The organism is Ideonella alba (assembly GCF_018069845.1).
Lineage (GTDB): Bacteria > Pseudomonadota > Gammaproteobacteria > Burkholderiales > Burkholderiaceae_C > Ideonella > Ideonella alba.
The window spans coordinates 48552-71304 of record NZ_JAGQDD010000015.1 but is presented as its reverse complement, the minus strand read 5'-3'; the positions used below and the strand labels follow the sequence as shown (position 1 = coordinate 71304).

Below are 22753 nucleotides of genomic sequence, written 5' to 3'. Positions count from 1 at the left end.
GAGCGGCTGTGCCAGCGGCAGTGCGGCTCAGCGCAGGCCGGTGGCGTAGTCGGTGACGGCCTTGATTTCCTTGTCGCTCATCTTGGCGGCGATGGCCGTCATCTGGGCGCTGTTGGCGCGCTCGCCCGAGCGGAAGGCGTTCATCTGGGCTTCCAGGTACTCGGTGTGCTGGCCGCCCAGGCGCGGGTACTGCGCCGGGATGCCGGCACCGGCCGGGCCGTGGCAGCCGGCGCAGGCGGGCACCTGCTTGTCGGCGATGCCACCGCGCCAGATCTTCTCGCCCAGGGCCAGCGTGTCCTTGTTCTTGGCAGCGCCAGGCACCGGCTTCTTGCTGCCGTAGAAGGCGGCGACGTTCTTCATGTCGGCCTCGGTCAGCGGGGCGGCCATGCCGTTCATCACCGCGTTCTTGCGCTTGCCGGCCTTGAATTCGGTCAGCTGCTTGACGATGTAGTCGGGGTGCTGGCCCTGCAGGATCGGGTTGGCGGTGATGCCACGCGAGCCGTCGGCGGTGTGGCAGGCGCTGCAGATCGCAGCGGTCTGCTCGCCCTTGGCCAGGTCGGCCTTGGCCGGCGCCGGGGCGGCCTCGTTGGCGAAGGCGGGCGCCGCCACAAGGGCGGCAAGCACGGTGGCGGTGAGCGCGACGAAAGGCTTCATGGAGAAGGGCCTGCTGTGGTTCGAAGTGGGTGCAAGGGGGGAATTCACCACGGTATCCCGCGGGCCTGACGGCATGCCGACAAGGCGACAAACCAGCTCGCGCACGGTTTGCTGGGAAACCAAACCGGCGGATTTTACAATGCTCCATGCCCCCGCCCTTGCGACCCGTCACACCGCCGCCATCCGACGCCGAGCGCGCCGCCCTGGCCTGGGCCCACAGCGCCCGCTTCCTCACCACCGCCAGCCAGCTCGACCAGCTGCCGCCGGGCGACCTGCCGGAGATCGCCTTCGTCGGCCGCAGCAATGCCGGCAAGTCCACCGCCATCAACACCCTGGCGCAGCGCCGGCAACTGGCCTTCGCCTCGAAGACCCCCGGCCGCACCCAGCACATCAACCTGTTCGCGCTGGGCCCCAAGGACCAGCCCGACGCCTACCTGGCCGACCTGCCCGGCTACGGCTATGCCACGGTGGCGCGCACCGCCAAGCTGCGCTGGCAGAAGGTGATGGCCGACTACCTGGAGGTGCGCCGCAACCTGCATGGCGTGGTGCTGCTGGTCGACAGCCGCCACGGCCTGACGCCGCTGGACCAGCAGCTGCTGGAGTTCATCGCGCCGCGCGTGGTCAACGGTGAGGTGCGGCTGCTGGTGCTGCTGACCAAGGCCGACAAGCTCAGCCGCAAGGAACAGGACGCCGCCGTGCGCGCCGGCCAGGACGCGCTGGCTGATCTGGCCACCGAGGAGGCCGATGTCGGCCTGCTGCTCTTTTCGGGCCTGAACCGCACCGGCCTGGCCGACCTGGCCAGCACCGTTCACGACTGGACCCACAGCGGCCGGCCTGTCCCGGGCCCCGATGCGTGAAGCCATGGTCGCGCTGGCCGCCACCGGCCAGCGCCTGCACACCTGGCGGGCCGGCGAGCAGGGTCCGCGGGTGCTGCTGCTGCACGGCTTTCCCGAGGCCGGCTTCATCTGGCAGCCGGTGATGCAGCGGCTGCAGGGCCAGGCCCGGCTGCTGGCCCCCACCCAGCGCGGCTATGCGCCCTCCAGCTGTCCGGCCGGCGATGCGGCCTACCGGCCGCGGGCGCTGGTGGCCGACCTGGTGGCGCTGATCGAGCAGGAGGGCGCGCCTGTCGATCTGGTCGTGGCCCACGACTGGGGCGGTGCGCTGGCCTGGAACCTGGCCGCCCAGCGGCCGGACCTGCTGCGCCGGCTGCTGATCGTCAACGCCACCCACCCGGTGCCCTTTCTGCGCGCGCTGCGCGAGGACCCGGCGCAGCAGGCCGCCAGCGCCTACATGAACACGCTGTGCGCGCCAGGCGCCGCCGAGCGGCTGGCGGCCGATGATTTCCGGGCGCTGTGGCCCTTCTTCGAGCACTTCGGCCCGGGCAGCGCCCAGTGGCTGGATGTGCCGCTGCGCGCGCGCTACCGCGCGCTGTGGGGCGCCTCGCTGGACAGCATGCTGGCCTGGTACCGGATGTCGCCGCTGCGCCCGCCGCTGAGCCCCCAGGACCCGGTGATGACCCTGCAGCTGCCGGCCGAGGCGGTGACGGTGCGCGTGCCCACCCGCGTGCTGTGGGGCGAGGCCGATCGCGCGCTGCCGCCCGCGCTGCTCGACGGCCTGGAGGCCTTCGTGCCCGACCTGACGGTGGAGCGGGTGCCTGGCGCCAGCCACTGGATCATCCACGAGCAGCCCGAGCGCGTGGCGCAGGCGATCATCGACGCCCTGACCTGAGCCTGCAGGCCAGCGCACGGCCGCGCCACGGGCTCGCAGCGCTCGCCCGGCTCCTCAGGCGAGGCGACGTCCTCAGGACCTCGCCTCGTCCGGACTCGCCCAACGCGGCCTGCGCATCCTCTCGGAGGGTGGCTGCGGTACCCCGCAGCCGGGTGCACTACGGCCTGCCAATGAAGAAAGCCAGCCCGGCCTCGCCGCGCGGCGCCCAGGTCAGGCCCAGGTACATCGGGCCCAGGCCGGTGTCGGCGCCCAGGTAGAGGCTGGCGCCGCCGCGCAGACCGCCCAGCGCGATCGCGTGGCGGTCGGCCCAGGTGTTGCCCAGCTCCAGCGAGGCGCCGACGAACAGCGCCCGTGCGAACACCGGCGGCTCGGCCAGGCGACGGTACCAGCCGCCGCGCAGCAGCAGCAGCGCGTTGCCGCTGAGCTGGCCGGCGCGGTAGCCCGACAGGTTCTGGAAGCCGCCCAGGGTGTACTGGCCGGCCAGCGCGCCCTGGCGCGAGTCGGCCGCCTTCAGCACCGCATACAGGTTCAGGGTGTCGCTGCCGTCGGTCCAGGCGCCGCTGGCGTCGGCCTCCACGCGCACCAGGTTCTGGCCCTCCTGGCCCTGCTGCGAGCGGCGACCGAACTGCAGCTCGCCGGTGAGGCGGTAGCCCGACAGCGGGAAGTTGGCGTAGTCCAGCTGGTCGATCACCATGCGCGTGCGGGCGGCGGTCTCACGCCAGATCTGCGGCGCAGCGATCAGGCCGTCGGCCAGCAGCAGCGGCTCGTCGCGGCCCAGCACATGGCGCAGGCCCAGGCGCAGCTCGCCCAGGCGGCCCCAGGGCTGGCCCAGGTCCAGGCCCACCGCGGCCAGGTTCTGCCGCACCTGGGCACGCTCCAGCCCGCTGCCGCTGTCGTAGACCGAGACGATGCGCCGCTGCACACCGCCCCAGGCGGCGACGAACCAGTCGTCCCACAGACCCAGGCGCCATCCCAGCGGGTGGTAGAGCTCGCTGAACAGCGAGGGCACCTCGCCCAGCTGCAGCCGGTTGCGCCATTCGGTGCCCGAGGGCGTCAGCCAGTGGCGGTTGTGGCTGATCTTGATGTTGAAGGCGCTGCGGCCGCTGAAATCGGTCCACAGGTCCAGGCCGACGTGCAGGTAGTTGGGCCCCCAGGGCTTGTCCTCGACCTCGAAGACCAGCAGCGCGTCGCGGCCCGGCTCGCCGTCGACCAGGTGGTAGTCGGTGCGCACGTAGTCACCGCTGGCAGCCAGGAAGCGGGCATCGGCGGCGGCGCGCTCGGGGTCAAAGGCCTGGCCGGGGCGGGACTGCAGCTGGGGCAGCAGGCGCTGCGGGTTGGTGACGCTGCTGCCCTCGAAGGCCACCGCGCCGACCACCGGACTGGGTGGGGCATCGGCGCGGCGCGCGGCGCGCCACTGGCGGTAGCCGTCCTCGTCCAGCGCCAGCGCGCGCAGCTGCGGCAGCGCGGCGCGGGCGGCGGCCTCGCCCAGCGCGATCAGCTCCTGGGCCTTGTCGAAATCGCCCGAGCTGAGCCGGCCCAGGTCGGGCGCGATCAGCAGGTCCTGCGGCCCGAGCGTGGCCAGGCTGCGGCGCACGTTCTGCTCGGTCAGGATGTTGATCATCTGCGCCGTCAGGCCGATCGCCGAGTTCAGCGTCTCGCGCGGCGCCAGCGGCGTGCCGATGTTGACCACCAGCAGGCGCTGGGCGCCCATGGCGCGGGCGATGTCGACGGGCACGTTGTTGACCAGGCCGCCGTCGCCCAGCACCCGGCCGTCGATCTCGGTGGACGGGAACACGCCCGGCACGCTCATGCTGGAGCGCAGCGCCATCGCCAGGTCGCCGCTGTCCATCACCACCATGTCGCCGGTTTCCATGTCGGTGGCGACAGCGCGGAAGGGAATGGGCAGCTCGTCGAAGTGGCTGATGCGGCGCACCGGCAGCGTGTAGCGGCGCAGCAGGGTCTCCAGGCCGCGGCTGGAGACGGCGCCCTGCGGCGCGTGGAAGCTGCCTTCGCGCCAGCCCAGCTCGATCGCCGCCGGGATCTCGAAGTCCTCTTCCTTGCGCCGCTGCGACAGCATCTGCCGGCTGACGCGGGTGGCGAAGAGCTTGTTCCAGTCGACCTGCAGCAGGTCGGCCTCCAGCGCCGCGGCACTCATGCCGCTGGCATACAGGCCACCGATGATCGCGCCCATCGAGGTGCCGGCGACCAGGTCCACGGGAATCCGCTCCTGCTCCAGCACCTTCAGCACACCGACATGGGTCAGGCCGCGTGCGCCACCGCCGGACAGCACCAGGCCCAGCCGCGGTCGCGCCGTGGCGCTGCTGGCGGGCGGCTCCTCGGCCGCGGCGGGGCGCGGTGCCAGGGCCAGGGCGAGCAGGCAGGCGCCCAGCAGGGCCCTCACGTCCGGCGCTCCAGGCGCACCCATACGCCGTGCTGCGAGCGCAGGCTCAGCCGCGCGATCGGCTCCGGCGGCGGCTTGTCGGCCGGCAGCACGCGGTAGGCGCGCAGCACCAGGGCCAGCACCAGCACCGCCTCCTGCATCGCGAAGTTGGCGCCGACGCAGACCCGCGGTCCCATGCTGAAGGGCAGGTAGGCCTGGGCCATGGCCTGGCGACCGGCGGGTTCCAGGAAGCGGTCGGGGTCGAACTCGTCGGGGCGCTCCCAGAAGCGCTGGTGGCGGTGGATCAGCCAGGGCGAGACGATCACGGTCTCGCCCGGCTCGGTGGGCACGTCGCGCAGGCAGCCCGGGGCGGCGGCCTCGCGCACCAGGAAACCCAGCGGCGGGTACAGGCGCATCGTCTCGCGGAAGATGCGGCGCAGCAGGTCCAGCTCGCGCAGCTGCTCCAGCCGGGGGGGGCCGTCGCCGATGACGCGCTGGATCTCGTCCACCGCGCGCTGCTGCACGTCCAGATCCAGCGTCAGCAGGTACAGCGCCCAGGCCAGTGCGCTGGCCGAGGTCTCATGGCCGGCCAGGAAGAGCACGGCGATCTCGTTGACCAATTCCTCCACGCCCATCGCGGCGCCGGTCTCGGCGTCGCGCGCTTCCAGCAGCGCGCCCAGGATGTCCTGCGGTGCACCGGCCTGTCCGGCGTGGAAGGCGGCATGGCGTGGCGCGATGTGCCGGCGCAGCAGCGCGCGGATGTCCTGGCCCGCCTGCTGCGCGCGCGTGGCCGAACCGCGGCGCGGCCACCAGGCGCGGCGGTAGCGCGGCATGGTGGCATCAGGCGCCTCGCGCTGGTAGTGCGCGAAGGCCTCGAAGATGGCCTGCGAGTCACCACGCTCCAGCGGCAGGCTGAGGATGGTGCGCAGGATCACGTCGGCGGTGACGTGGGTGGTCTCGTGTTCGATGTTCAGCGGGCGGCCGTCGGCCAGCGGCGCCAGGCGCTCCACCAGCGCCTGAACGGCGGCCGTCATCGGCGCAAACGCGTGCGTCATGCGGGTGCGCTCGAAGGCCGGCTCCAGCAGGCGGCGCTGGCGCGCCCAGGTCTCGCCATTGGAGGTGAAGATGCTGACGCCCAGCAGCGGCTCCAGCAGGTCGTGCATGAAGCGGTGCTTGGGGTAGTGGGGTGCTTCGTCGACCAGCACCTGGCGCACCGCAGCGGGGTCGTTGACGATGCGCACGGCATGGCCGGCCACGCGGCGGCGGCCCATCAGCATGCGGTAGGAGCCCTCGGTGAGCTGCGACAGCAGGTTGCTGCGCTGGGTCAGCCAGCGCCACCAGCGCGTCCAGGGGTGGCGCACCGGGGCCGGGTAGTGGGGGCAGGGGTGGGGCACGGGGAGGACTTCTGGCGGCGCCGGGTGCCCGGCGACCGGGCGGGCGCATGGGCGTGCGCGATTCTGCCAGCCCGCCCCATGAAAAACGGCGCACGGCCGTGAGGCTCGTGCGCCGTGGGGGATGCGACGCAGGCGGCCAGCCGCCTGCGGGCATGGCCCGGGACTTACATGCCCATGTCCATGCCGCCCATGCCGCCCATGCCACCGCCGGCGGGCATCGGGGCCTCGTCCTTCGGGGCTTCGGCGACCATGCACTCGGTGGTCAGCATCAGCGAGGCGACCGAGGCGGCGTTCTGCAGCGCGGTGCGGGTGACCTTGGTCGGGTCCAGGATGCCCATCTCGATCATGTCGCCGTAGGTGTCGTTGGCGGCATTGAAGCCATGGTTGCCGGTGCCGGCCAGCACGGCATTGACCACCACGCTCGGCTCGCCACCGGCGTTGGCGACGATCTCGCGCAGCGGGGCTTCGATGGCCTTCAGGACCAGCTTGATGCCGGCGTCCTGGTCGGCGTTGTCGCCGTGGATCGCACCAGCGGCCTGACGGGCACGCAGCAGGGCCACGCCGCCACCGGCGACGATGCCTTCCTCGACGGCGGCACGGGTGGCGTGCAGCGCGTCTTCCACGCGGGCCTTCTTCTCCTTCATCTCGACTTCGGTGGCGGCACCGACCTTGATGACGGCCACACCGCCGGCCAGCTTGGCCACGCGCTCTTGCAGCTTCTCGCGGTCGTAGTCGGAGGTGGCTTCCTCGATCTGGATGCGGATCTGCTTGACGCGGGCTTCGATGTCGCCAGCGGCACCGGCGCCGTCGATGATGGTGGTGTTTTCCTTGGCCACTTCGACGCGCTTGGCCTGACCCAGGTCGGTCAGCTGCACCTTCTCGAGCGACAGGCCCACTTCCTCGGCGATCACCTTGCCGCCGGTCAGGATGGCGATGTCTTCCAGCATGGCCTTGCGGCGGTCGCCGAAGCCCGGGGCCTTGACGGCGACGACCTTCAGGATGCCGCGGATGGTGTTGACCACCAGGGTGGCCAGCGCTTCGCCATCGACTTCTTCAGCGATGATCAGCAGCGGACGGCCGGCCTTGGCGACGGCTTCCAGCGTCGGCAGCAGGTCACGGATGTTGCTGATCTTCTTGTCGTACAGCAGCACGAACGGGTTCTCGAGGATCGCGGCCTGCTTCTCGGGGTTGTTGATGAAGTAGGGCGACAGGTAGCCGCGGTCGAACTGCATGCCTTCGACGACGTCCAGCTCGTTGTTCAGCGACTTGCCGTCTTCGACGGTGATCACGCCTTCCTTGCCGACCTTGTCCATCGCCTCGGCGATGATGCCGCCGACGTCAGCGTCGGAGTTCGCCGAGATCGTGCCGACCTGGGCGATTTCCTTCGAGGTGGTGGTGGCCTTCGAGGCCTTCTTCAGCTCGGCGACCAGGGCGGTGACCGCCTTGTCGATGCCGCGCTTCAGATCCATCGGGTTCATGCCGGCGGCCACATACTTCATGCCTTCGCGCACGATGGCCTGGGCCAGCACGGTGGCGGTGGTGGTGCCGTCGCCCGCGTTGTCAGAGGTCTTGGAAGCGACTTCCTTGACCATCTGGGCGCCCATGTTCATGAGCTTGTCCTTGAGCTCGATCTCCTTGGCGACCGAGACACCGTCCTTGGTGACGGTGGGGGCGCCGAACGAGCGCTCGAGCACCACGTTGCGGCCCTTGGGGCCCAGCGTGACCTTGACGGCGTTGGCGAGGATGTTCACGCCCTCGACCATGCGATGACGGGCGTCAGCGCCGAAGACAACGTCTTTTGCAGCCATGTGTGTAACTCCGGAAATTCAGTGTTCTGTGGGGGGATGACCAGGCGGGTGGATTACTTTTCCACCACGGCGAACAGGTCGTCTTCCTTCATGACCAGCAGCTCTTCGCCATCGACCTTGACGGTCTGGCCCGAGTACTTGCCGAACAGCACGCGGTCACCGACCTTGACGTTCAGGGCGACGAAATCACCCTTGTCGTTGCGCTTGCCCATACCGACGGCCAGCACCTCGCCCTGGTCGGGCTTCTCGGCGGCGCTGTCGGGGATGACGATGCCCGAGGCGGTCTTGGTTTCGTTCTCCAGGCGCTTGACGATCACGCGATCGTGCAACGGACGAAGCTTCATTGCATCTCCTAAATGCGTTGGCAATGTGGACAATTGGAGTGCTCGTTAAAAGTGAGCACTCAATCACTTCAGGCGGTCCGGCGAGGCGCGAGGCCTGTCTGCCGGTGCTAGCACTCGGCTTGCCTGAGTGCTAACAGCCATTATAGGGTGGGGGACCGGGCTTTCAAGAGGGTCGGGATGACCCCGAGCCGGCGCCGGGTACTCAGCGCTCGGCCTCGTCCTGGTCTTCGGTGGTGGGCGGCGCCTCGACGCGGTAGGCCTCGTTGGCCCAGGCGCCGAAGTCCTGGCCCTGGCAGCGGGCGCTGCAGAAGGGGCGGAAGGGGTTGCTGGCGGCGTAGAGCGTGGTCTCGCCGCAAGTGGGACAGGCGACCTCGATCGGCCGCGGGGCGGGCGTGGTCATCGCAGGCTCAGGTGCACAGCGCCAGGTCGAAATCGACGTCCTGCGCCAGCGGGCGCAGCCGGCCGTCGGCGTCGGCGCGCATCAGGCGCACCGAGACCATCAGCCGGTGGCCGGTGATCTCGGGGACGACGTCGACCTCGGTGTCCAGGCGCAGGCGCAGCAACTGGTAGGTGCGGCCCTGCGGCAGGCTCTGCTGGTACTGGCCGGCCTGGGCCGCCACGCGGTGCGGCACGCCGCTGTCACGCAGCAGGCCCAGCAGCAGGCGCAGCGCATCGGCCAGGGGTTGCAGGGTGTCCAGCCAGCGGCCCAGGTCGGCCTGGCGGCGCGCGGCCGGGTGCTGCTGCCAGGCGTAGTAGCCGGGCAGGTCGAAGCTGCAGGTGCCACCGGGGATGCTGATGCGGCTGCGCACGCTGGTCAGCCAGTCGTTGCCCGACAGGGCCTGGCCGGCCTTGCCGGCCACCGCATTGAGCGCCTGGAAGGCCTGGTCGATGCGGCCCACCACGTCGTCCAGCGCCGCTTCGGAGACATGCGGGTTGCCGCGGTAGCTCTGGAACTGCGCCTTGTGGCGCTCAAGTTCCTTGAGCAGGTCGGATTTCAGGTCGGCACGCGCGGCGACGTCCATGATCTCGAACATCGTCGCCAGCGCGAAGTGGTGGTCGATCGCCTCGGTGCGTGCGGCGAGCACGTCGAGCCGCCCGAACAGCTGTTCGAGCCGCAACATGGTGCGGATGCCTTCGTTGAACGGGTATTCGTACAGGACCAAGATGGCAGTTCCGGTGCGGCAAGGCAATCGCCGGATTGTTTCACACCTGCGCTGCCGGCCAGGCCCACAGCCGCCACAGCGCGGCCACCTCGGCCTGCAGCGCCTCCAGGCTCAGGTCCTGGTTGACGATCACCGCGTCGGCGATCGCGCGGCGCTGTTCGCGGCGCGCCTGCTGGGCGATGACGGCGCACACCTGCGCCTCGGGCCAGCCGTTGCGGGCCTGCACCCGCTGCACCTGGGTGGCTTCGTCGCAGTCCACCACCAGCACACGGTCGACCTGGCGGCGCCAGTGCGCCCCCCGCTCGGTCAGCAGCGGGACATCGAAGACCACCGGCTGGCCGGCCGCCGCTGCCGCCGCCTCGGCCCCGGTGCGCTGGCCGATCATCGGGTGCAGGATGGCTTCCAGGCGCTGGCGCTGGGCCGGATCGCCGAACACGCGCTCGCGCATCCAGGCGCGGTCCAGCGCGCCGTCGGCCCCGATGGCCGACGCGCCGAAGGCCTGGGCGATCGCCGGCAGCGCGGCACCGCCGGGAGCGGTGAGGGCCCGCGCGATCGCGTCGGTGTCGACGATGCAGGCGCCGTGCGCCGCCAGCGCGCGCGCCACCGTGCTCTTGCCGCTGCCGATGCCGCCGGTCAGGCCGAGCGTCGGTCCGGCGCGGTGCATCACTGGCCGATCCAGCCGAGCACGCGCTGCGTGCCGAGCAGGATGATGGCGATGCCACCGCCGGCCAGGAAGGGCCCGAAGGGCATCGGCCGGCCGCTGCCCAGCCGGCCGCTGAGCTTCAGCGCGATGCCCACCGTGGCGCCGATCACCGAGGACATCAGCACGATCGGCAGGATGGCCTGCCAACCCAGCCAGGCGCCCAGCGCGGCCAGCAGCTTGAAGTCGCCATGCCCCATGCCTTCCTTGCCGGTGACCAGCTTGAACAGCCAGTAGACCGACCACAGCGACAGGTAGCCCACCACCGCGCCCACCACCGCGGTGGGCAGCGGCAGGGTCCAGCCTGCCAGTGCGGCCAGCAGGCCGGCCCACAGCAGCGGCAGGGTCAGGCTGTCGGGCAGCAGCATGGTGTCCAGGTCGATCGCGGTCAGCGCCACCAGCGTGGCCAGCACCGCGCACCAGGCCAGGCTGACCGGCACCGGTCCGAAGCGCCAGGCGGCCAGCGCGAACAGCACGGCGGTCAGCAGCTCGACCAACGGGTAGCGCACCGGGATGCCGGTGCCGCAGGCCGAGCAGCGGCCGCGCAGCGCCAGCCAGGACAGCAGCGGCAGGTTCTCGTACCAGCGGATGCGGTGGCCGCAGGCCGGACAGGCCGAGGCCGGGCGCGCCAGGCTGTAGGGCGGCAGCGCCTCCAGCGTGCGCGCCATCTGCGTGGCCAGCGGCGCCGCGGCCGGGGGCAGGGCCTGGCCGGCCGTGCGCTGCCAGGACTCGGCATCACCCAGCTGGGCGACGCCGTCGTGCCACCACTGCCGCTCCATCATGCGCGGCAGGCGGTGGATCACGACGTTGAGGAAGCTGCCGATGCACAGACCGAGCAGACCCAGCACCCATGGCGACAGCCAGAGTGCGTCAATGGCCGGGAACCCCATCGGTGATCAGACCACCTGGCCGAGCTTGAAGATCGGCAGGTACATCGCCACGACGATGCCGCCGATCAGCGTGCCCAGGAAGACGATGATGATCGGCTCGAGCAGCGTGGACAGGCCCTTGACCATCTCGTCGACCTCTTCCTCATAGAAGTCGGCGGCCTTGGACAGCATGGCATCGAGCGAGCCGGATTCCTCGCCGATGGCAGCCATCTGCAGCACCAGGCTCGGGAACACGCCGGTGGTGGACATCGAGGTGGTCAGGCCCGAGCCGGCGGCCACATCGCGCTGGATCTGCTCGGTGGCGCGTGCATAGATGATGTTGCCGGCGGTGCCGCCCACCGAATCGAGCGCCTCCACCAGCGGCACGCCGGCGGCGAACATCGTGGCCAGCGTGCGGGTCCAGCGGGCCAGCACCGACTTGCGGACCAGCTCGCCAAAGACAGGCAGGCGCAGCAGCAGCCGGTCCATGATGAACTGCAGGTTCTCGGAGCGCTTCCAGGTGCGGTAGAACATGTAGCCGCCACCGAAGATCACGCCGAAGATCACCCACCAGTAGCTCACGAAGAACTTGCTCATCGCGATCACCAGCATCGTCGGCGCCGGCAATTCGGCCCCGAAGGACTTGAACACCGACTCGAAGGACGGGATCACGAAGATCATGATGATGGTGACCACGATGAAGGCCACCACCAGCACCGCGATCGGGTACATCAGCGCGGACTTGACCTTCTGCTTGATCGCCAGGATCTTTTCCTGGTACTGCGCCAGGCGCGACAGCAGCTCTTCCAGGATACCGCCCGCCTCGCCCGCCTCGACCAGGTTGCAGTACAGGGCATCGAAGTACTTGGGGTGGCGGCGGAAGGCCGAGGACAGGCTGGTGCCGGTCTCGACATCGGCGCGGATGTCCAGCAGCAGGCGCGTCAGCCGCGGGTTCGGGCTGCCTCGGCCGACGATGTCGAAGGCCTGCAGCAGTGGCACGCCGGCCTTCATCATCGTCGCCAGCTGACGCGTGAAGGTGGCGATGTCGCGCTGGCCGATCGAGCGGCCGCCGCTGGCGCGCCGCTTCTTGATCTTGGTGACCAGGATGCCCTGGCGCCGCAGGCTGGCGCTGACCGCGGCTTCACCGGCCGAGCGCAGTTCGCCCCGCACGACCTTGCCGGCGCGGTCCTTGCCTTCCCACTCGAAGATGAACTCCTGAACCCTGGCTGTCGCTGCTGCTGCTGTGGCCATTGCGCCTCCGGCGGTCTCGTGTGTCGGTCGGATTATTCGTTGGTCGAGGCGATCACTTCCTCGAGGGTCGTGACGCCCAGCTTCACCTTGACCAGGCCCGATTGGCGCAGGTCGCGCACGCCCTCACGCCGGGCCTGGTTGGCCAGGTCGGTGGACGAGCCCTGGTTCAGGATCAGCTGCTGGATCTCATCGGAGATCGGCATCGCCTGGTAGATGCCCACCCGGCCGCGGTAGCCGTTGTTGCAGCTGCTGCAGCCCACCGCGCGGTAGGGGCGCCAGCCGCCTTCCAGGTCGGCGTCGGTGAAGCCGGCGTCGAGCATGGCGTCGCGCGGATACTCGGCCGGCACCTTGCAGTTCTCGCACAGGCGGCGCACCAGGCGCTGAGCGGTGATCAGCAGCACGCTGGCGGCGATGTTGAACGGCGCGACGCCCATGTTGAGCAGTCGGGTCAGCGTGGACGGGGCGTCGTTGGTGTGCAGCGTGGACAGCACCAGGTGGCCGGTCTGGGCGGCCTTGATCGCGATGTCGGCGGTTTCCAGGTCGCGGATTTCGCCGACCATGATGATGTCCGGATCCTGGCGCAGGAAGGCCTTCAGTGCCGTGGCGAAGTTCAGGCCGGCCTTGTCGTTGACGTTGACCTGGTTGATGCCCGGCAGGTTGATTTCGGCCGGGTCTTCCACGGTGGAGATGTTGACGCCCGGCTGGTTCAGCAGGTTCAGGCAGGTGTAGAGCGACACCGTCTTGCCCGAGCCGGTGGGGCCGGTGACCAGCACCATGCCGTAGGGGCGCTTGATCGCCTCGAGCAGCCGGCTTTTCTCGTCGGGCTCATAGCCCAGCGCCTCGATGCCCAGCTTGGCGCTGGACGAGTCGAGGATACGGATCACGATCTTCTCGCCGAACAGCGTGGGCAGGGTGCTGACGCGGAAATCGATCGAGCGGTTGCCGAAGCGCAGCTTCATGCGACCGTCCTGCGGCACCCGCTTCTCGGCGATGTCCAGCCGCGAGATGACCTTGATGCGCGAGGCCAGCTTGTCCTTGATCGCGATCGGCGGCTGGGTGATCTCGCGCAGCTCGCCATCGATGCGGAAGCGCACCCGGTAGTTGTACTCGTAGGGCTCGAAGTGCAGGTCGGAGGCGCGCATGTTGATCGCGTCGATCAGCATCTTCTGCAGGAAGCGCACGACCGGCGCGTCCTCGACCTCGGCCACCACCTCCTGGTTGCTGGCCTGCTGCGGCTCTTCGTCGTTGACCTCGAAATCGAAGTCGCCGCCGGCCATGCTCTCGATGACCTGGGACGCACTGGCCGACTGCGCATCGACGATGCGCGCCAGCTTGTCATGTTCGACCAGCACCCACTCGGGCGTCAGCTGGGTGGCGAACTTGATGCGCTCGCCGGCCTCCTGGTCGGTGGGGTCGGAGCAGGCCAGGAACAGCCGGCTGGCGCGGCGCCCCAGCGGCAGCACCTTGTACTGGGTGACCAGCTTGGCATCGATCAGGTTGGCCGGCAGGCGCTGGATGTCCACCGCGTCCAGATCGAGCAGCGGCACCGACAGCGCCGACGACAGCGAATGGGCCAGGGCCTGGGCCGACATCGCGCCCGAGCTGACCAGGGCCTCGACGAAACTCTGCCGCTTCTCCCGCGCCGCGAGCACCAGGTCCTCGGCCGCCTTGGCCGACAGCTTGCCGCCGTGCACCAGCACGCGGGCAACGCCCGAAAGGGCTGGGGACGGGGCTTCGGCGATGGTGTCCACGGACGCTGGGCTGCTGGAAAGAGGTGCCGGGCCGCGCCATGGGATACACGGCAAGGCCCAGCCGGGCTTGCAAACGCTTGATCGTACCGCGGTCCGTGACCGCTGCCGCCACAGGCGGCGCCCCGCCATGCCTTTTGCCCGCCGCCCCGGGGTCCAGGGTGGGGCAGAAACGACGAAGCCCCGAAAACGACGAAGCCCCGGCGGGGGCCGAGGCTTCGAAGAAGATCCTGGTCGGGGTGAGAGGATTCGAACCTCCGGCCTCTACGTCCCGAACGTAGCGCTCTACCAGGCTAAGCTACACCCCGATGTCGAACTGGTCTTGGTGCGGCTCAGGAAGAGCGCTCAACCGATCGAACCGCTAATTCTAGCAGAAAAATTTTCGCTTCTGACGCCGGCAGGGCCGACAAGCAGGCGCGGGCCCGTTCGGCCTCGTCGCGGGCGGCCTGGCGGGTGGCCTCGATCGCGCCGGTGGCGCGCACGATGGCGATGATCTCCGGCAGGCGCTCGACCTCGCCGTGCTCGATGGCGTGGCGGATCAGCTGGCGCTGCTCGTCGGTGCCGTGGTCCATCGCGAACAGCAGCGGCAGCGTGGGCTTGCCCTCGCGCAGATCGTCGCCGACGTTCTTGCCCAGCGCCTCGCGGTCGCCCTCGTAATCAAGCAGGTCGTCGACCAGCTGGAAGGCGGTGCCCAGCGCGCGGCCGTAATCGGCGCAGGCTTCCTCGATGGTCGGATCGGCGTCGGCCACCACCGCGCCCAGGCGGGCGCTGGCCTCGAAGAGCTTGGCGGTCTTGAAGCGGATGACGCGCAGGTAGTCCTCGACCGTGGTGTCGGGGTCGTGCATGTTCATCAGCTGCAGCACCTCGCCCTCGGCGATCACGTTGGTGGCGTCGGCCAGCACCTCCAGCACCCGCATGCGGTTGACCGAGACCATCATCTGGAAGGCGCGCGAGTACAGGAAGTCGCCCACCAGCACGCTGGCGGCGTTGCCGAACATCGCGTTGGCGGTCTGGCGGCCGCGGCGCAGCGAGGACTCGTCGACCACGTCATCGTGCAGCAGCGTGGCGGTGTGGATGAACTCCACCGTCGCCGCCAGCTCGTCGGCCTGCGGCCCTTCGTAACCCAGGCCCTGGGCGAACAGCAGCACCAGGCGCGGCCGGATGCGCTTGCCGCCGGCACCGATGATGTAGTGCGAGATCTGCTCGATCAGCGCCACGTCCGACGACAGGCGCTGGCGGATCACCTCGTCCACGCGCGCCATGGCCGCGGCCATCGGGTCGGCCGGGGCGGACGCCGAGGCGTTGGCCGCGCGGGCGTCGGTGTCGGGCAACGGGGGGCTGGCGGTCACGGTACGGCGTCGGCGAGACAAAAGTCGCAGATTATAGGAACGCGCGGAGGCAGCCGCCGGGCGTGGCGCCGCCGCCGCCCGGCGGATCCCCGCAGGGGCTCTGGCACGCGATGGCCTGACGTGCTAGAATGCCCGGCTTCGCCCGAATGGTTCGGGTGAATCCGCAAGAACGTTGGAAACTGCTTGTGGCGCAGGGCGCGGTTTGTGCTGGCGCGGTGAGCGGTGCGCAAAGGTTTCAGCGGGCATTTTGCAAAGGGTCCTTATGTACGCGGTCGTAAAAACCGGTGGCAAGCAATACAAAGTTGCCGTCGGCGAGAAGATCAAGGTAGAACAGATTGCTGCGGACGTTGGCCAGGAAGTGGTGATCGATCAGGTGCTGGCCGTGGGCAACGGCGCGGATCTGACGGTCGGTGCTCCTCTGGTGAGCGGTGCCAGCGTGAGGGCCACCGTCGTGGCGCACGGTCGTCATGACAAGGTCCGCATCTTCAAGATGCGTCGCCGCAAGCACTACCAGAAGCACGGCGGTCACCGCCAGAACTTCACCGAGCTGTCGATCACCGGCATCACCGCCTGATCGGCATCATCCAGGAGCACTGAACCATGGCACAGAAAAAAGGCGGCGGTTCCACCCGGAACGGCCGTGACTCCCAGCCGAAGATGCTCGGCGTGAAGGCCTACGGTGGCCAGGCCATCTCGGCCGGTTCCATCATCGTGCGCCAGCGCGGCACCAAGTTCCACGCCGGCACCAATGTCGGCATGGGCCGTGACCACACGCTGTTCGCGCTGGTCGATGGCACCGTGTCGTTCGCCGTCAAGGGCGAGCGCAACCGCCACACCGTCAGCGTCACCCCGCTGTAAGCAGCCCCCCGCCGCCTTCGGGCGGCCGCTGCCAAGCCCCGGCTCGCCGGGGCTTCGTCGTTTTCGGGCCCGCCCCAGGCGCCGCCCGGTACCATCTGCATCCACCATGAAATTCGTCGACGAAGCCACCATCGATATCGCCGCCGGCAACGGCGGCGCCGGCTGCGTGAGCTTCCGGCGCGAGAAGTTCATTCCCTTCGGCGGCCCGGACGGCGGCGACGGCGGCAAGGGCGGCAGCGTCTATGCCGTGGCCGACCGCAACCTCAACACGCTGATCGACTACCGCTACGCCCGCCGCCATGAGGCGAAGAACGGCGAGTCCGGCCGTGGCGCCGACTGCTTCGGCGCCGCCGCCCAGGACGTGGTGCTGCGCATGCCGGTGGGCACGATCATCACCGACACCGCCACCGGCCAGGTGCTGGCCGAGCTGATCGAGCCCGACGTGCCGGTGCTGCTGGCCAAGGGCGGCGACGGCGGCTTCGGCAACCTGCACTACAAGAGCAGCACCAACCGCGCGCCGCGCCAGTCCACGCCGGGCTGGCCGGGCGAGCGCTTCAACCTGAAGCTCGAGCTGCGTGTGCTGGCCGACGTGGGCCTGCTGGGCATGCCCAACGCCGGCAAGTCCACGCTGATCGCCGGCGTGTCCAACGCCCGCCCGAAGATCGCCGACTACCCCTTCACCACGCTGCACCCCAACCTGGGCGTGGTGCGTGTGGGGCCCGAGAAGAGCTTCGTCATCGCCGACATCCCCGGCCTGATCGAGGGCGCTTCGGAAGGCGCCGGCCTGGGCCACCTGTTCCTGCGCCACCTGCAGCGCACCCGGCTGCTGCTGCACGTGGTGGACATGGCGCCCTTCGACGATGCGGTGGATCCGGTGGCCCAGGCCAAGGCCATCGTCGAGGAACTGCGCAAGTACGACGAGGAAGGTCCGAAGCGCCCGCGCCGCCGCGCCCAGGCGCCGATGCCCGATCCGGACGACGAGGACTGGGACGAGGCTGACGAGGCGTTGCCCGAGGACGCCGTCGAGGCCGACGAGCCCGCCCCGCTGCCGCACCATGGCGTGCCGCTGATGTCCAAGCCGCGCTGGCTGGTGCTCAACAAGCTCGACATGGTCCCCGAGGCCGAGCGCGCCGCCAAGGTCAAGGACTTCGTCAAGCGCTTCAAGTGGAAGGGGCCGGTGTTCCAGATCTCGGCACTGACCCGCGACGGCCTGCAGCCGCTGATCCACGCGATCTGGGACGAGGTGGCCAAGGACCAGCAGAAGATCGTCGAGGCACCGGACCCGCGCTTTGCCACGCGCGATGACGACGCGCCCAGCCCCGCCCAGCGCACCCGCAAGGTCACTGCCGGCGTGCGCACGGGCGGCAGCCTGACCAAGCCCGGTCCCAAGGGCCGTGGCAAGACCGAGAAGGTCATTCCCGCGCCCGAGCGCGATCCCCGCTTCGATCCTCCGACCGACGAGTGATGCGCCGATGAGCGAAGGTCCCCTGAAGAACGCCCGGCGCATCGTCGTCAAGGTCGGCTCCAGCCTGGTCACCAACGAGGGCAAGGGCGTCGATGCCGAGGCCATCGGCAACTGGTGCCGCCAGCTCGCCGCGCTGGCCCACCAGGGCCGTGAGGTGGTGATGGTCTCCTCCGGCGCGATCGCCGAGGGCATGAAGCGCCTGGGCTGGCGCACCCGGCCCAAGGAACTGCATGAGCTGCAGGCCGCGGCCGCGGTGGGTCAGATGGGCCTGGTGCAGATGTACGAGCGCCTGCTCAGCGAGCATGGCATGGGCAGCGCCCAGGTGCTGCTCACCCACGCCGACCTGGCCGACCGCGAGCGCTACCTGAACGCCCGCTCGACGCTGCTGACGCTGCTGGGCCTGAAGGTCATCCCGGTCATCAACGAGAACGACACCGTCGTCAACGACGAGATCAAGTTCGGCGACAACGACACCCTCGGCGCGCTGGTGGCCAACCTGGTCGAGGCCGACGCGCTGGTGATCCTGACCGACCAGCGCGGCCTGTACACCGCCGACCCGCGCAGCAACCCCGACGCCCGCTTTGTCGACGTCGCCCAGGCCGGCGATCCGGCGCTCGAGCAGATGGCCGGCGGCGCTGGCTCGCGCGTGGGCACCGGCGGCATGATCACCAAGATCCTGGCCGCCAAGCGCGCCGCCGGCAGCGGCGCCAGCACCGTGATCGCCTGGGGCCGCGAGCCCGACGCGCTGCTGCGCCTGGCCGCCGGCGAGCCGATCGGCACCGCGCTGCTGGCCGGCACACCCAAGCTGGCGGCGCGCAAGCAGTGGATGGCCGATCACCTGCAGTTGCGCGGCGCGGTGCGGGTGGACGATGGCGCCGTCATCAAGCTGCGCGAGGAAGGCAAGAGCCTGCTGCCGATCGGCGTGGTCGAGGTGGAGGGCGAATTCCACCGCGGCGACGTCATCGCCGTGCGCAACGCCGCCGGCGCCGAGATCGCCCGCGGGCTGTCGAACTACGCCAGCACCGAGGCCCGCCTCATCGCCCGCAAACCCTCTTCACAGATCGAGGGACTGCTGGGCTTTGCCAACGAACCGGAACTGATCCACCGGGACAACCTGGTCCTGGCCTGAGGCCAGGACCAGGTTGCGGCGCAGGCTCATGTCTGCGTAGCCCACGTGAAGGCCTGCAGGGCCGGGCCGCAGCCACAACCCAGCGCGGCGCAGCCAGGGTTGCGGCGCAGGCTCATGTCTGCGTAGCCCACGTGAAGGCCCGCAGGGCCGGGTCGCAGCCACAACCCAGCGCGGCGCGGCCAGGGTTGCGGCGCAGGCTCATGTCTGCGTAGCCCACGTGAAGGCCCGCGGGGCCGGGACGCAGCCACAACCCAGCGCGGCTCAGGCCGCCTGCTCCGGCGGCGGCTCCAGCGTGGCGCCCGGCGGCAGCTCGGGCTCGTTCTCGGCGCGGGGGCGCTGGCCCTGGTGGCGCATGCCGCCGCGCAGGTAGCGGTTGTGGTGGTTCACGCGTGGCAGGTAGCGGGCCAGTTCGGTCAGCGCCATCTGGTAGACGTCGCGCTTGAACTCGATCACCACGTCCAGCGGCACCCAGTACTCGTTCCAGCGCCAGGCGTCGAACTCGGGGTGGTCGGTGGCGCGCAGGTTCATGTCGCTGTCGCGGCCCATCAGGCGCAGCAGGAACCAGATCTGCTTCTGGCCCTTGTAGTGGCCGCGTGCATCCTTGCGGATGAAGTGGTCGGGCACGTTGTAGCGCAGCCAGTCGCGGGTGCGCGCCAGGATCTGCACGTGCTCAGGCAGCAAGCCCACTTCCTCGTGCAGCTCGCGGAACATCGCCTGCTCAGGCGACTCGCCATACTTGATGCCCCCTTGCGGGAACTGCCAGGAGTGGGTGCGCAGGCGCTTGCCCCAGAACACCTGGTTGCGGGCGTTGAGCAGGATGATGCCGACGTTGGGCCTGTAGCCTTCCCGGTCGAGCATAATCGAACCCCAATTCTTGAATTGAAATCAATATAGCACTGGCGGCCGCGCGGGCACAGGTTCTCGCTTTCCCGAGGGGCCGGTCATTGCGCCGACGCCCATGAAAGCCTCCCAGTTCTTCATCTCCACGCTCAAGGAAGCCCCCGCCGACGCCGAGGTCGTCAGCCACCAGCTGATGATGCGTGCCGGCATGATCAAGCGCCTGGGCGCCGGCATCTACAACTACATGCCGATGGGCCTGCGGGTGATCCGCAAGGTCGAGGCCATCATCCGCGACGAGATGAACCGCGCCGGCGCGGTGGAGCTGCTGATGCCGGTGGTGCAGCCGGCCGAGCTGTGGCAGGAGACCGGCCGCTTCGACAAGATGGGCCCCGAGCTGATGCGGGTGAAGGACCGGCACGACCGCGACTTCATCATCCAGCCCACCAGCGAAGAGGTGGTGACCGACATCGCCCGCCAGGAGCTGCGCAGCTACAAGCAGCTGCCGAAAAATTTCTACCACATCCAGACCAAGTTCCGTGACGAGCGCCGGCCGCGCTTCGGCATCATGCGCGGCCGCGAGTTCACGATGAAGGACGCCTACTCCTTCGACCGCGACGCGGCCGGCGCCGCGAAGAGCTACGAGCAGATGTTCGCCGCCTACAAGCGCATCTTCGATCGCTTCGGCCTGACCTACCGCGCGGTGGCCGCCGACACTGGCGCGATCGGTGGCGACCTCAGCCACGAGTTCCAGGTCATCGCCCAGACCGGCGAGGACGCGATCATCTACTGCCCCACCAGCGACTACGCGGCCAACATCGAGCTGGCCGAGGCGGTGGCGCCCGCCACGCCGCGCGGCCCCGCCACCCAGGCGCTGGTGAAGACGCCCACGCCCGGCAAGAGCACCTGCGCCGACGTGGCCGCGCTGCTGGGTCTGGACCTGAAGCAGACCGTCAAGAGCCTGGTGCTGGCCACCGATGAGCTGGATGAGCGCGGCGTGGTGGTCAAGACCACTGTCTGGCTGCTGCTGGTGCGTGGCGACCACGACATGAACGAGGTCAAGGTCGGCAAGCTCGATGGTCTGAAGAACGGCTTCCGCTTCGCCACCGTGCCCGAGATCGAGGCGCATTTCGGCTGCAAGCCGGGCTACCTGGGTCCGATCGGCCTGCTCCAGCCGGTGAAGATCGTGGCCGACCGCACGGTCGCGCAGATGAGCGACTTCGTCTGTGGCGCCAACGCCTGGGACCACCACTACACCGGTGCCAACTGGGGCCGCGACCTGCCCGAGCCCGACCTGGTGGCCGACATCCGCAACGTCGTCGAGGGCGACCCCTCGCCCGACGGGAAGGGCGTGCTGGCGATCGAACGCGGCATCGAGGTCGGCCATGTGTTCTACCTGGGCACCAAGTACTCCAAGGCGATGAACGCCACCTTCCTGGACGAGACCGGCAAGCCGGCGCTGATGGAAATGGGCTGCTATGGCATTGGCGTCACGCGCATCCTGGGCGCCGCCATCGAGCAGAACCACGACGCCCGCGGCATCATCTGGCCGGCCAGCATCGCCCCTTTCCAGGTGGCGATCTGCCCGATCGGCTACGACCGCTCGGCCGAGGTCAAGGCGGCGGCCGATGCGCTGCATGCCGAGCTGCTGGCGCTGGGCGTGGACGCCATCCTGGACGACCGCGGCGAGCGCCCCGGCGCGATGTTCGCCGACTGGGAACTGATCGGCGTGCCGCAGCGCGTGGTGCTGTCTGACCGTGGCCTGAAGGAGGGCCTGGTCGAGGTGCAGGGCCGGCGCGAGGCCGAGGCCAGCAAGCTGGCGCTGGCCGAGGTGGCGGCGGCGGTGAAGGCGCGGCTGGGCGCATGACGGGCCCGCACGCGGCCGGGCTCACGCGCCGCGCGCTGCTGGCCGCTCCGGCGCTGCTGGCGGGCTGGAGCAGCCCGGCCCGCGCCGGCCGACAGGCCGAGGAGCCGCTGGCCGATTCGGTGCGCACCGCGCTGTCGGCCGCGATCGCCAACCCGGCGCCGCCCTCGCCGCAGTTCAGCCGCATCGAGGACCGGCTGGCCTACCTGCGCTGGAAGGGCCAGGCCGCCGACCGCCTGAAGCGCCGCATCGCCGAGTTCCAGACACGCTCCGATTTCCTGGACACCCTCTGGTACGAGAGCAAGCGCGCGGCGCTGGAGCCGGCGCTGATGCTGGGCCTGGTGCAGGTGGAGAGCGGTTTTCGCAAGTACGCGGTCAGCGTCGCGGGCGCGCGCGGCTACACCCAGGTGATGCCCTTCTGGGCGCGGCTGATCGGCGACGGCGACGTGGCCAAGCTCTTCCATATGCAGGTCAACCTGCGCTTTGGCTGCGTGATCCTGCGCCACTACCTGGAGCGCGAGCAGGGCGACCTGTTCTTCGCGCTGGGCCGCTACAACGGCAGCCGCGGCCGCGCCGAGTACCCGGACATGGTGATGGCGGCACGCCGCCAGTGGCTGCTGCCGGCCTGATCAGAGCCCGGCCCAGCGCCTGGGCGCGGCCAGGTCCAGCGCCAGCAGCTCGATCGCCCGCTCCACCGTGTCGTCCACCAGCTCATCGATGCTGGCGGGCCGGTGGTAGAAGGCCGGCAGCGGCGGGAAGATGATGCCGCCCATCTCGGTGACGGCGGTCATGTTGCGCAGGTGGGCCAGGTTGAAGGGCGTTTCGCGCACCATCAGCACCAGTCGGCGGCGCTCCTTCAACGTGACATCGGCGGCGCGGGTCAGCAGGTTGTCGCCGAAGCCATGCGCCACCGCGGCCAGCGTCTTCATCGTGCAGGGCGCGATGACCATGGCATCAACGGCGAAGCTGCCGCTGGCGATGCAGGCCCCCACCTCGCCGATGCCATGGCTCTGGTGCGCCAGCGCCGACAGCGCCTCGCGGTCCAGACCCAGCTCATGGTGGACATTGAGCAGACCGGCCGGCGTGCACACCAGATGGGTCTGCGCCCCCAGGGCCTTCAGGCGTTGCAGCAGCCGCACGCCATAGACGGCCCCGGATGCGCCGGTCAGGCCGACGATCACCCGGGCCGGGCGGCCGGCGCGCTCACTCATG

At 69.9% G+C, this 22753-nt stretch carries 22 protein-coding genes and 1 tRNA gene; 8 read left to right on the top strand and 15 right to left on the bottom strand.

Translation table 11 applies throughout. The features are described 5' to 3' along the window. Positions 1 to 27: 27 nt before the first annotated feature. A complete protein-coding gene (locus KAK03_RS17710; protein ID WP_210855814.1) occupies positions 28 to 654 on the bottom strand; it encodes a c-type cytochrome in 627 nt (208 codons plus the stop codon). A 146-nt stretch (positions 655 to 800) separates the two neighbouring features. Between KAK03_RS17710 and yihA the strand changes: the two genes are divergently transcribed. Further along, complete coding sequence (gene yihA, locus KAK03_RS17705) at positions 801 to 1511, top strand: ribosome biogenesis GTP-binding protein YihA/YsxC (RefSeq protein WP_210855812.1); 711 nt, start codon at positions 801 to 803, stop codon at positions 1509 to 1511. Beyond that, a complete protein-coding gene (locus KAK03_RS17700) occupies positions 1504 to 2382 on the top strand; it encodes an alpha/beta fold hydrolase (RefSeq protein WP_210855810.1) in 879 nt (292 codons plus the stop codon). Before yihA ends, KAK03_RS17700 begins: the two co-directional genes overlap by 8 nt. A 157-nt stretch (positions 2383 to 2539) precedes the next feature. Here the strand turns inward: KAK03_RS17700 and KAK03_RS17695 are convergent, their stop codons facing one another. From KAK03_RS17695 to ispB, 12 genes are all read right to left on the bottom strand, one after another. After that, a complete protein-coding gene (locus KAK03_RS17695) occupies positions 2540 to 4783 on the bottom strand; it encodes a patatin-like phospholipase family protein (RefSeq protein ID WP_310738650.1) in 2244 nt (747 codons plus the stop codon). Next, positions 4780 to 6156: a cytochrome P450 gene (locus KAK03_RS17690; RefSeq protein ID WP_210855806.1), complete on the bottom strand. Its 1377-nt coding sequence runs from the start codon at positions 6154 to 6156 to the stop codon at positions 4780 to 4782. Before KAK03_RS17690 ends, KAK03_RS17695 begins: the two co-directional genes overlap by 4 nt. Before the next feature lie 164 nt (positions 6157 to 6320). Continuing rightward, positions 6321 to 7964 (bottom strand): chaperonin GroEL, encoded by a 1644-nt coding sequence (gene groL, locus KAK03_RS17685; RefSeq protein ID WP_210855804.1) that lies wholly within the window; start codon positions 7962 to 7964, stop codon positions 6321 to 6323. 53 nt (positions 7965 to 8017) lie between these two features. Then, on the bottom strand, positions 8018 to 8308 hold the full coding sequence (gene groES / locus KAK03_RS17680) for a co-chaperone GroES (RefSeq protein WP_210800418.1): 291 nt from the start codon (positions 8306 to 8308) through the stop codon (positions 8018 to 8020). A 202-nt stretch (positions 8309 to 8510) separates the two neighbouring features. After that, positions 8511 to 8708 (bottom strand): DNA gyrase inhibitor YacG, encoded by a 198-nt coding sequence (locus KAK03_RS17675; protein WP_210855802.1) that lies wholly within the window; start codon positions 8706 to 8708, stop codon positions 8511 to 8513. A gap of 7 nt (positions 8709 to 8715) precedes the next feature. Next, a complete protein-coding gene (gene zapD, locus KAK03_RS17670; RefSeq protein ID WP_210855800.1) occupies positions 8716 to 9471 on the bottom strand; it encodes a cell division protein ZapD in 756 nt (251 codons plus the stop codon). A gap of 40 nt (positions 9472 to 9511) precedes the next feature. Then, complete coding sequence (gene coaE / locus KAK03_RS17665) at positions 9512 to 10135, bottom strand: dephospho-CoA kinase (protein ID WP_210855798.1); 624 nt, start codon at positions 10133 to 10135, stop codon at positions 9512 to 9514. Beyond that, positions 10135 to 11061: a prepilin peptidase gene (locus KAK03_RS17660; protein ID WP_210855796.1), complete on the bottom strand. Its 927-nt coding sequence runs from the start codon at positions 11059 to 11061 to the stop codon at positions 10135 to 10137. Before KAK03_RS17660 ends, coaE begins: the two co-directional genes overlap by 1 nt. 6 nt (positions 11062 to 11067) lie before the next feature. Continuing rightward, positions 11068 to 12291, bottom strand: coding sequence for a type II secretion system F family protein (locus KAK03_RS17655; RefSeq protein ID WP_210855795.1), 1224 nt, complete (start codon positions 12289 to 12291; stop codon positions 11068 to 11070). Between the two features lie 32 nt (positions 12292 to 12323). Further along, on the bottom strand, positions 12324 to 14042 hold the full coding sequence (gene pilB, locus KAK03_RS17650) for a type IV-A pilus assembly ATPase PilB (protein WP_210855793.1): 1719 nt from the start codon (positions 14040 to 14042) through the stop codon (positions 12324 to 12326). 228 nt (positions 14043 to 14270) lie between these two features. Continuing rightward, a tRNA-Pro gene (locus KAK03_RS17645) sits at positions 14271 to 14347 on the bottom strand. Between the two features lie 24 nt (positions 14348 to 14371). After that, positions 14372 to 15313 (bottom strand): octaprenyl diphosphate synthase, encoded by a 942-nt coding sequence (ispB, locus tag KAK03_RS17640; RefSeq protein WP_210855923.1) that lies wholly within the window; start codon positions 15311 to 15313, stop codon positions 14372 to 14374. A gap of 337 nt (positions 15314 to 15650) precedes the next feature. Here ispB and rplU point away from each other — a divergent pair, with 337 nt between their 5' ends. From rplU to proB, 4 genes are all read left to right on the top strand, one after another. Further along, positions 15651 to 15962 (top strand): 50S ribosomal protein L21, encoded by a 312-nt coding sequence (gene rplU / locus KAK03_RS17635; RefSeq protein WP_210855791.1) that lies wholly within the window; start codon positions 15651 to 15653, stop codon positions 15960 to 15962. 26 nt (positions 15963 to 15988) lie between these two features. Continuing rightward, a complete protein-coding gene (gene rpmA / locus KAK03_RS17630; protein WP_210800428.1) occupies positions 15989 to 16246 on the top strand; it encodes a 50S ribosomal protein L27 in 258 nt (85 codons plus the stop codon). 106 nt (positions 16247 to 16352) lie between these two features. Continuing rightward, entirely contained in the window at positions 16353 to 17711 is a 1359-nt protein-coding gene (gene cgtA / locus KAK03_RS25070) for an Obg family GTPase CgtA (protein ID WP_247661241.1), read from the top strand. Positions 17712 to 17718: 7 nt separating this feature from the next. After that, on the top strand, positions 17719 to 18840 hold the full coding sequence (proB, locus tag KAK03_RS17615) for a glutamate 5-kinase (protein WP_210855789.1): 1122 nt from the start codon (positions 17719 to 17721) through the stop codon (positions 18838 to 18840). A 261-nt stretch (positions 18841 to 19101) separates the two neighbouring features. Here the strand turns inward: proB and KAK03_RS17610 are convergent, their stop codons facing one another. After that, positions 19102 to 19698, bottom strand: coding sequence for an RNA pyrophosphohydrolase (locus KAK03_RS17610; RefSeq protein WP_210855787.1), 597 nt, complete (start codon positions 19696 to 19698; stop codon positions 19102 to 19104). 100 nt (positions 19699 to 19798) lie between these two features. Between KAK03_RS17610 and KAK03_RS17605 the strand changes: the two genes are divergently transcribed. Both KAK03_RS17605 and KAK03_RS17600 read left to right on the top strand, forming a co-directional pair. Next, on the top strand, positions 19799 to 21544 hold the full coding sequence (locus KAK03_RS17605) for a proline--tRNA ligase (RefSeq protein WP_210855785.1): 1746 nt from the start codon (positions 19799 to 19801) through the stop codon (positions 21542 to 21544). Beyond that, a complete protein-coding gene (locus KAK03_RS17600; protein ID WP_210855783.1) occupies positions 21541 to 22170 on the top strand; it encodes a lytic transglycosylase domain-containing protein in 630 nt (209 codons plus the stop codon). Before KAK03_RS17605 ends, KAK03_RS17600 begins: the two co-directional genes overlap by 4 nt. Here the strand turns inward: KAK03_RS17600 and KAK03_RS17595 are convergent, their stop codons facing one another. Next, the gene (locus tag KAK03_RS17595; RefSeq protein WP_210855781.1) at positions 22171 to 22752 is read right to left on the bottom strand and encodes a UbiX family flavin prenyltransferase; all 582 of its coding nucleotides are present in this window, start codon (positions 22750 to 22752) and stop codon (positions 22171 to 22173) included. Position 22753 lies beyond the last annotated feature (1 nt).

Bases quoted from the DNA above. Each gene is read 5' to 3' on its own strand.
- proB (WP_210855789.1), top strand. From the start codon at position 17,719: ATGAGCGAAGGTCCCCTGAAGAACGCCCGGCGCATCGTCGTCAAGGTC.
- rpmA (WP_210800428.1), top strand. From the start codon at position 15,989: ATGGCACAGAAAAAAGGCGGCGGTTCCACCCGGAACGGCCGTGACTCC.
- KAK03_RS17605 (WP_210855785.1), top strand. From the start codon at position 19,799: ATGAAAGCCTCCCAGTTCTTCATCTCCACGCTCAAGGAAGCCCCCGCC.
- KAK03_RS17655 (WP_210855795.1), bottom strand. From the start codon at position 12,291: ATGGCCACAGCAGCAGCAGCGACAGCCAGGGTTCAGGAGTTCATCTTC.
- rplU (WP_210855791.1), top strand. From the start codon at position 15,651: ATGTACGCGGTCGTAAAAACCGGTGGCAAGCAATACAAAGTTGCCGTC.
- KAK03_RS17675 (WP_210855802.1), bottom strand. From the start codon at position 8,708: ATGACCACGCCCGCCCCGCGGCCGATCGAGGTCGCCTGTCCCACTTGC.
- KAK03_RS17595 (WP_210855781.1), bottom strand. From the start codon at position 22,752: ATGAGTGAGCGCGCCGGCCGCCCGGCCCGGGTGATCGTCGGCCTGACC.
- KAK03_RS17610 (WP_210855787.1), bottom strand. From the start codon at position 19,698: ATGCTCGACCGGGAAGGCTACAGGCCCAACGTCGGCATCATCCTGCTC.
- KAK03_RS17710 (WP_210855814.1), bottom strand. From the start codon at position 654: ATGAAGCCTTTCGTCGCGCTCACCGCCACCGTGCTTGCCGCCCTTGTG.
- yihA (WP_210855812.1), top strand. From the start codon at position 801: ATGCCCCCGCCCTTGCGACCCGTCACACCGCCGCCATCCGACGCCGAG.
- cgtA (WP_247661241.1), top strand. From the start codon at position 16,353: ATGAAATTCGTCGACGAAGCCACCATCGATATCGCCGCCGGCAACGGC.
- KAK03_RS17600 (WP_210855783.1), top strand. From the start codon at position 21,541: ATGACGGGCCCGCACGCGGCCGGGCTCACGCGCCGCGCGCTGCTGGCC.
- groES (WP_210800418.1), bottom strand. From the start codon at position 8,308: ATGAAGCTTCGTCCGTTGCACGATCGCGTGATCGTCAAGCGCCTGGAG.
- groL (WP_210855804.1), bottom strand. From the start codon at position 7,964: ATGGCTGCAAAAGACGTTGTCTTCGGCGCTGACGCCCGTCATCGCATG.
- KAK03_RS17700 (WP_210855810.1), top strand. From the start codon at position 1,504: ATGCGTGAAGCCATGGTCGCGCTGGCCGCCACCGGCCAGCGCCTGCAC.
- coaE (WP_210855798.1), bottom strand. From the start codon at position 10,135: ATGCACCGCGCCGGACCGACGCTCGGCCTGACCGGCGGCATCGGCAGC.
- KAK03_RS17660 (WP_210855796.1), bottom strand. From the start codon at position 11,061: ATGGGGTTCCCGGCCATTGACGCACTCTGGCTGTCGCCATGGGTGCTG.
- ispB (WP_210855923.1), bottom strand. From the start codon at position 15,313: ATGGCCGCGGCCATGGCGCGCGTGGACGAGGTGATCCGCCAGCGCCTG.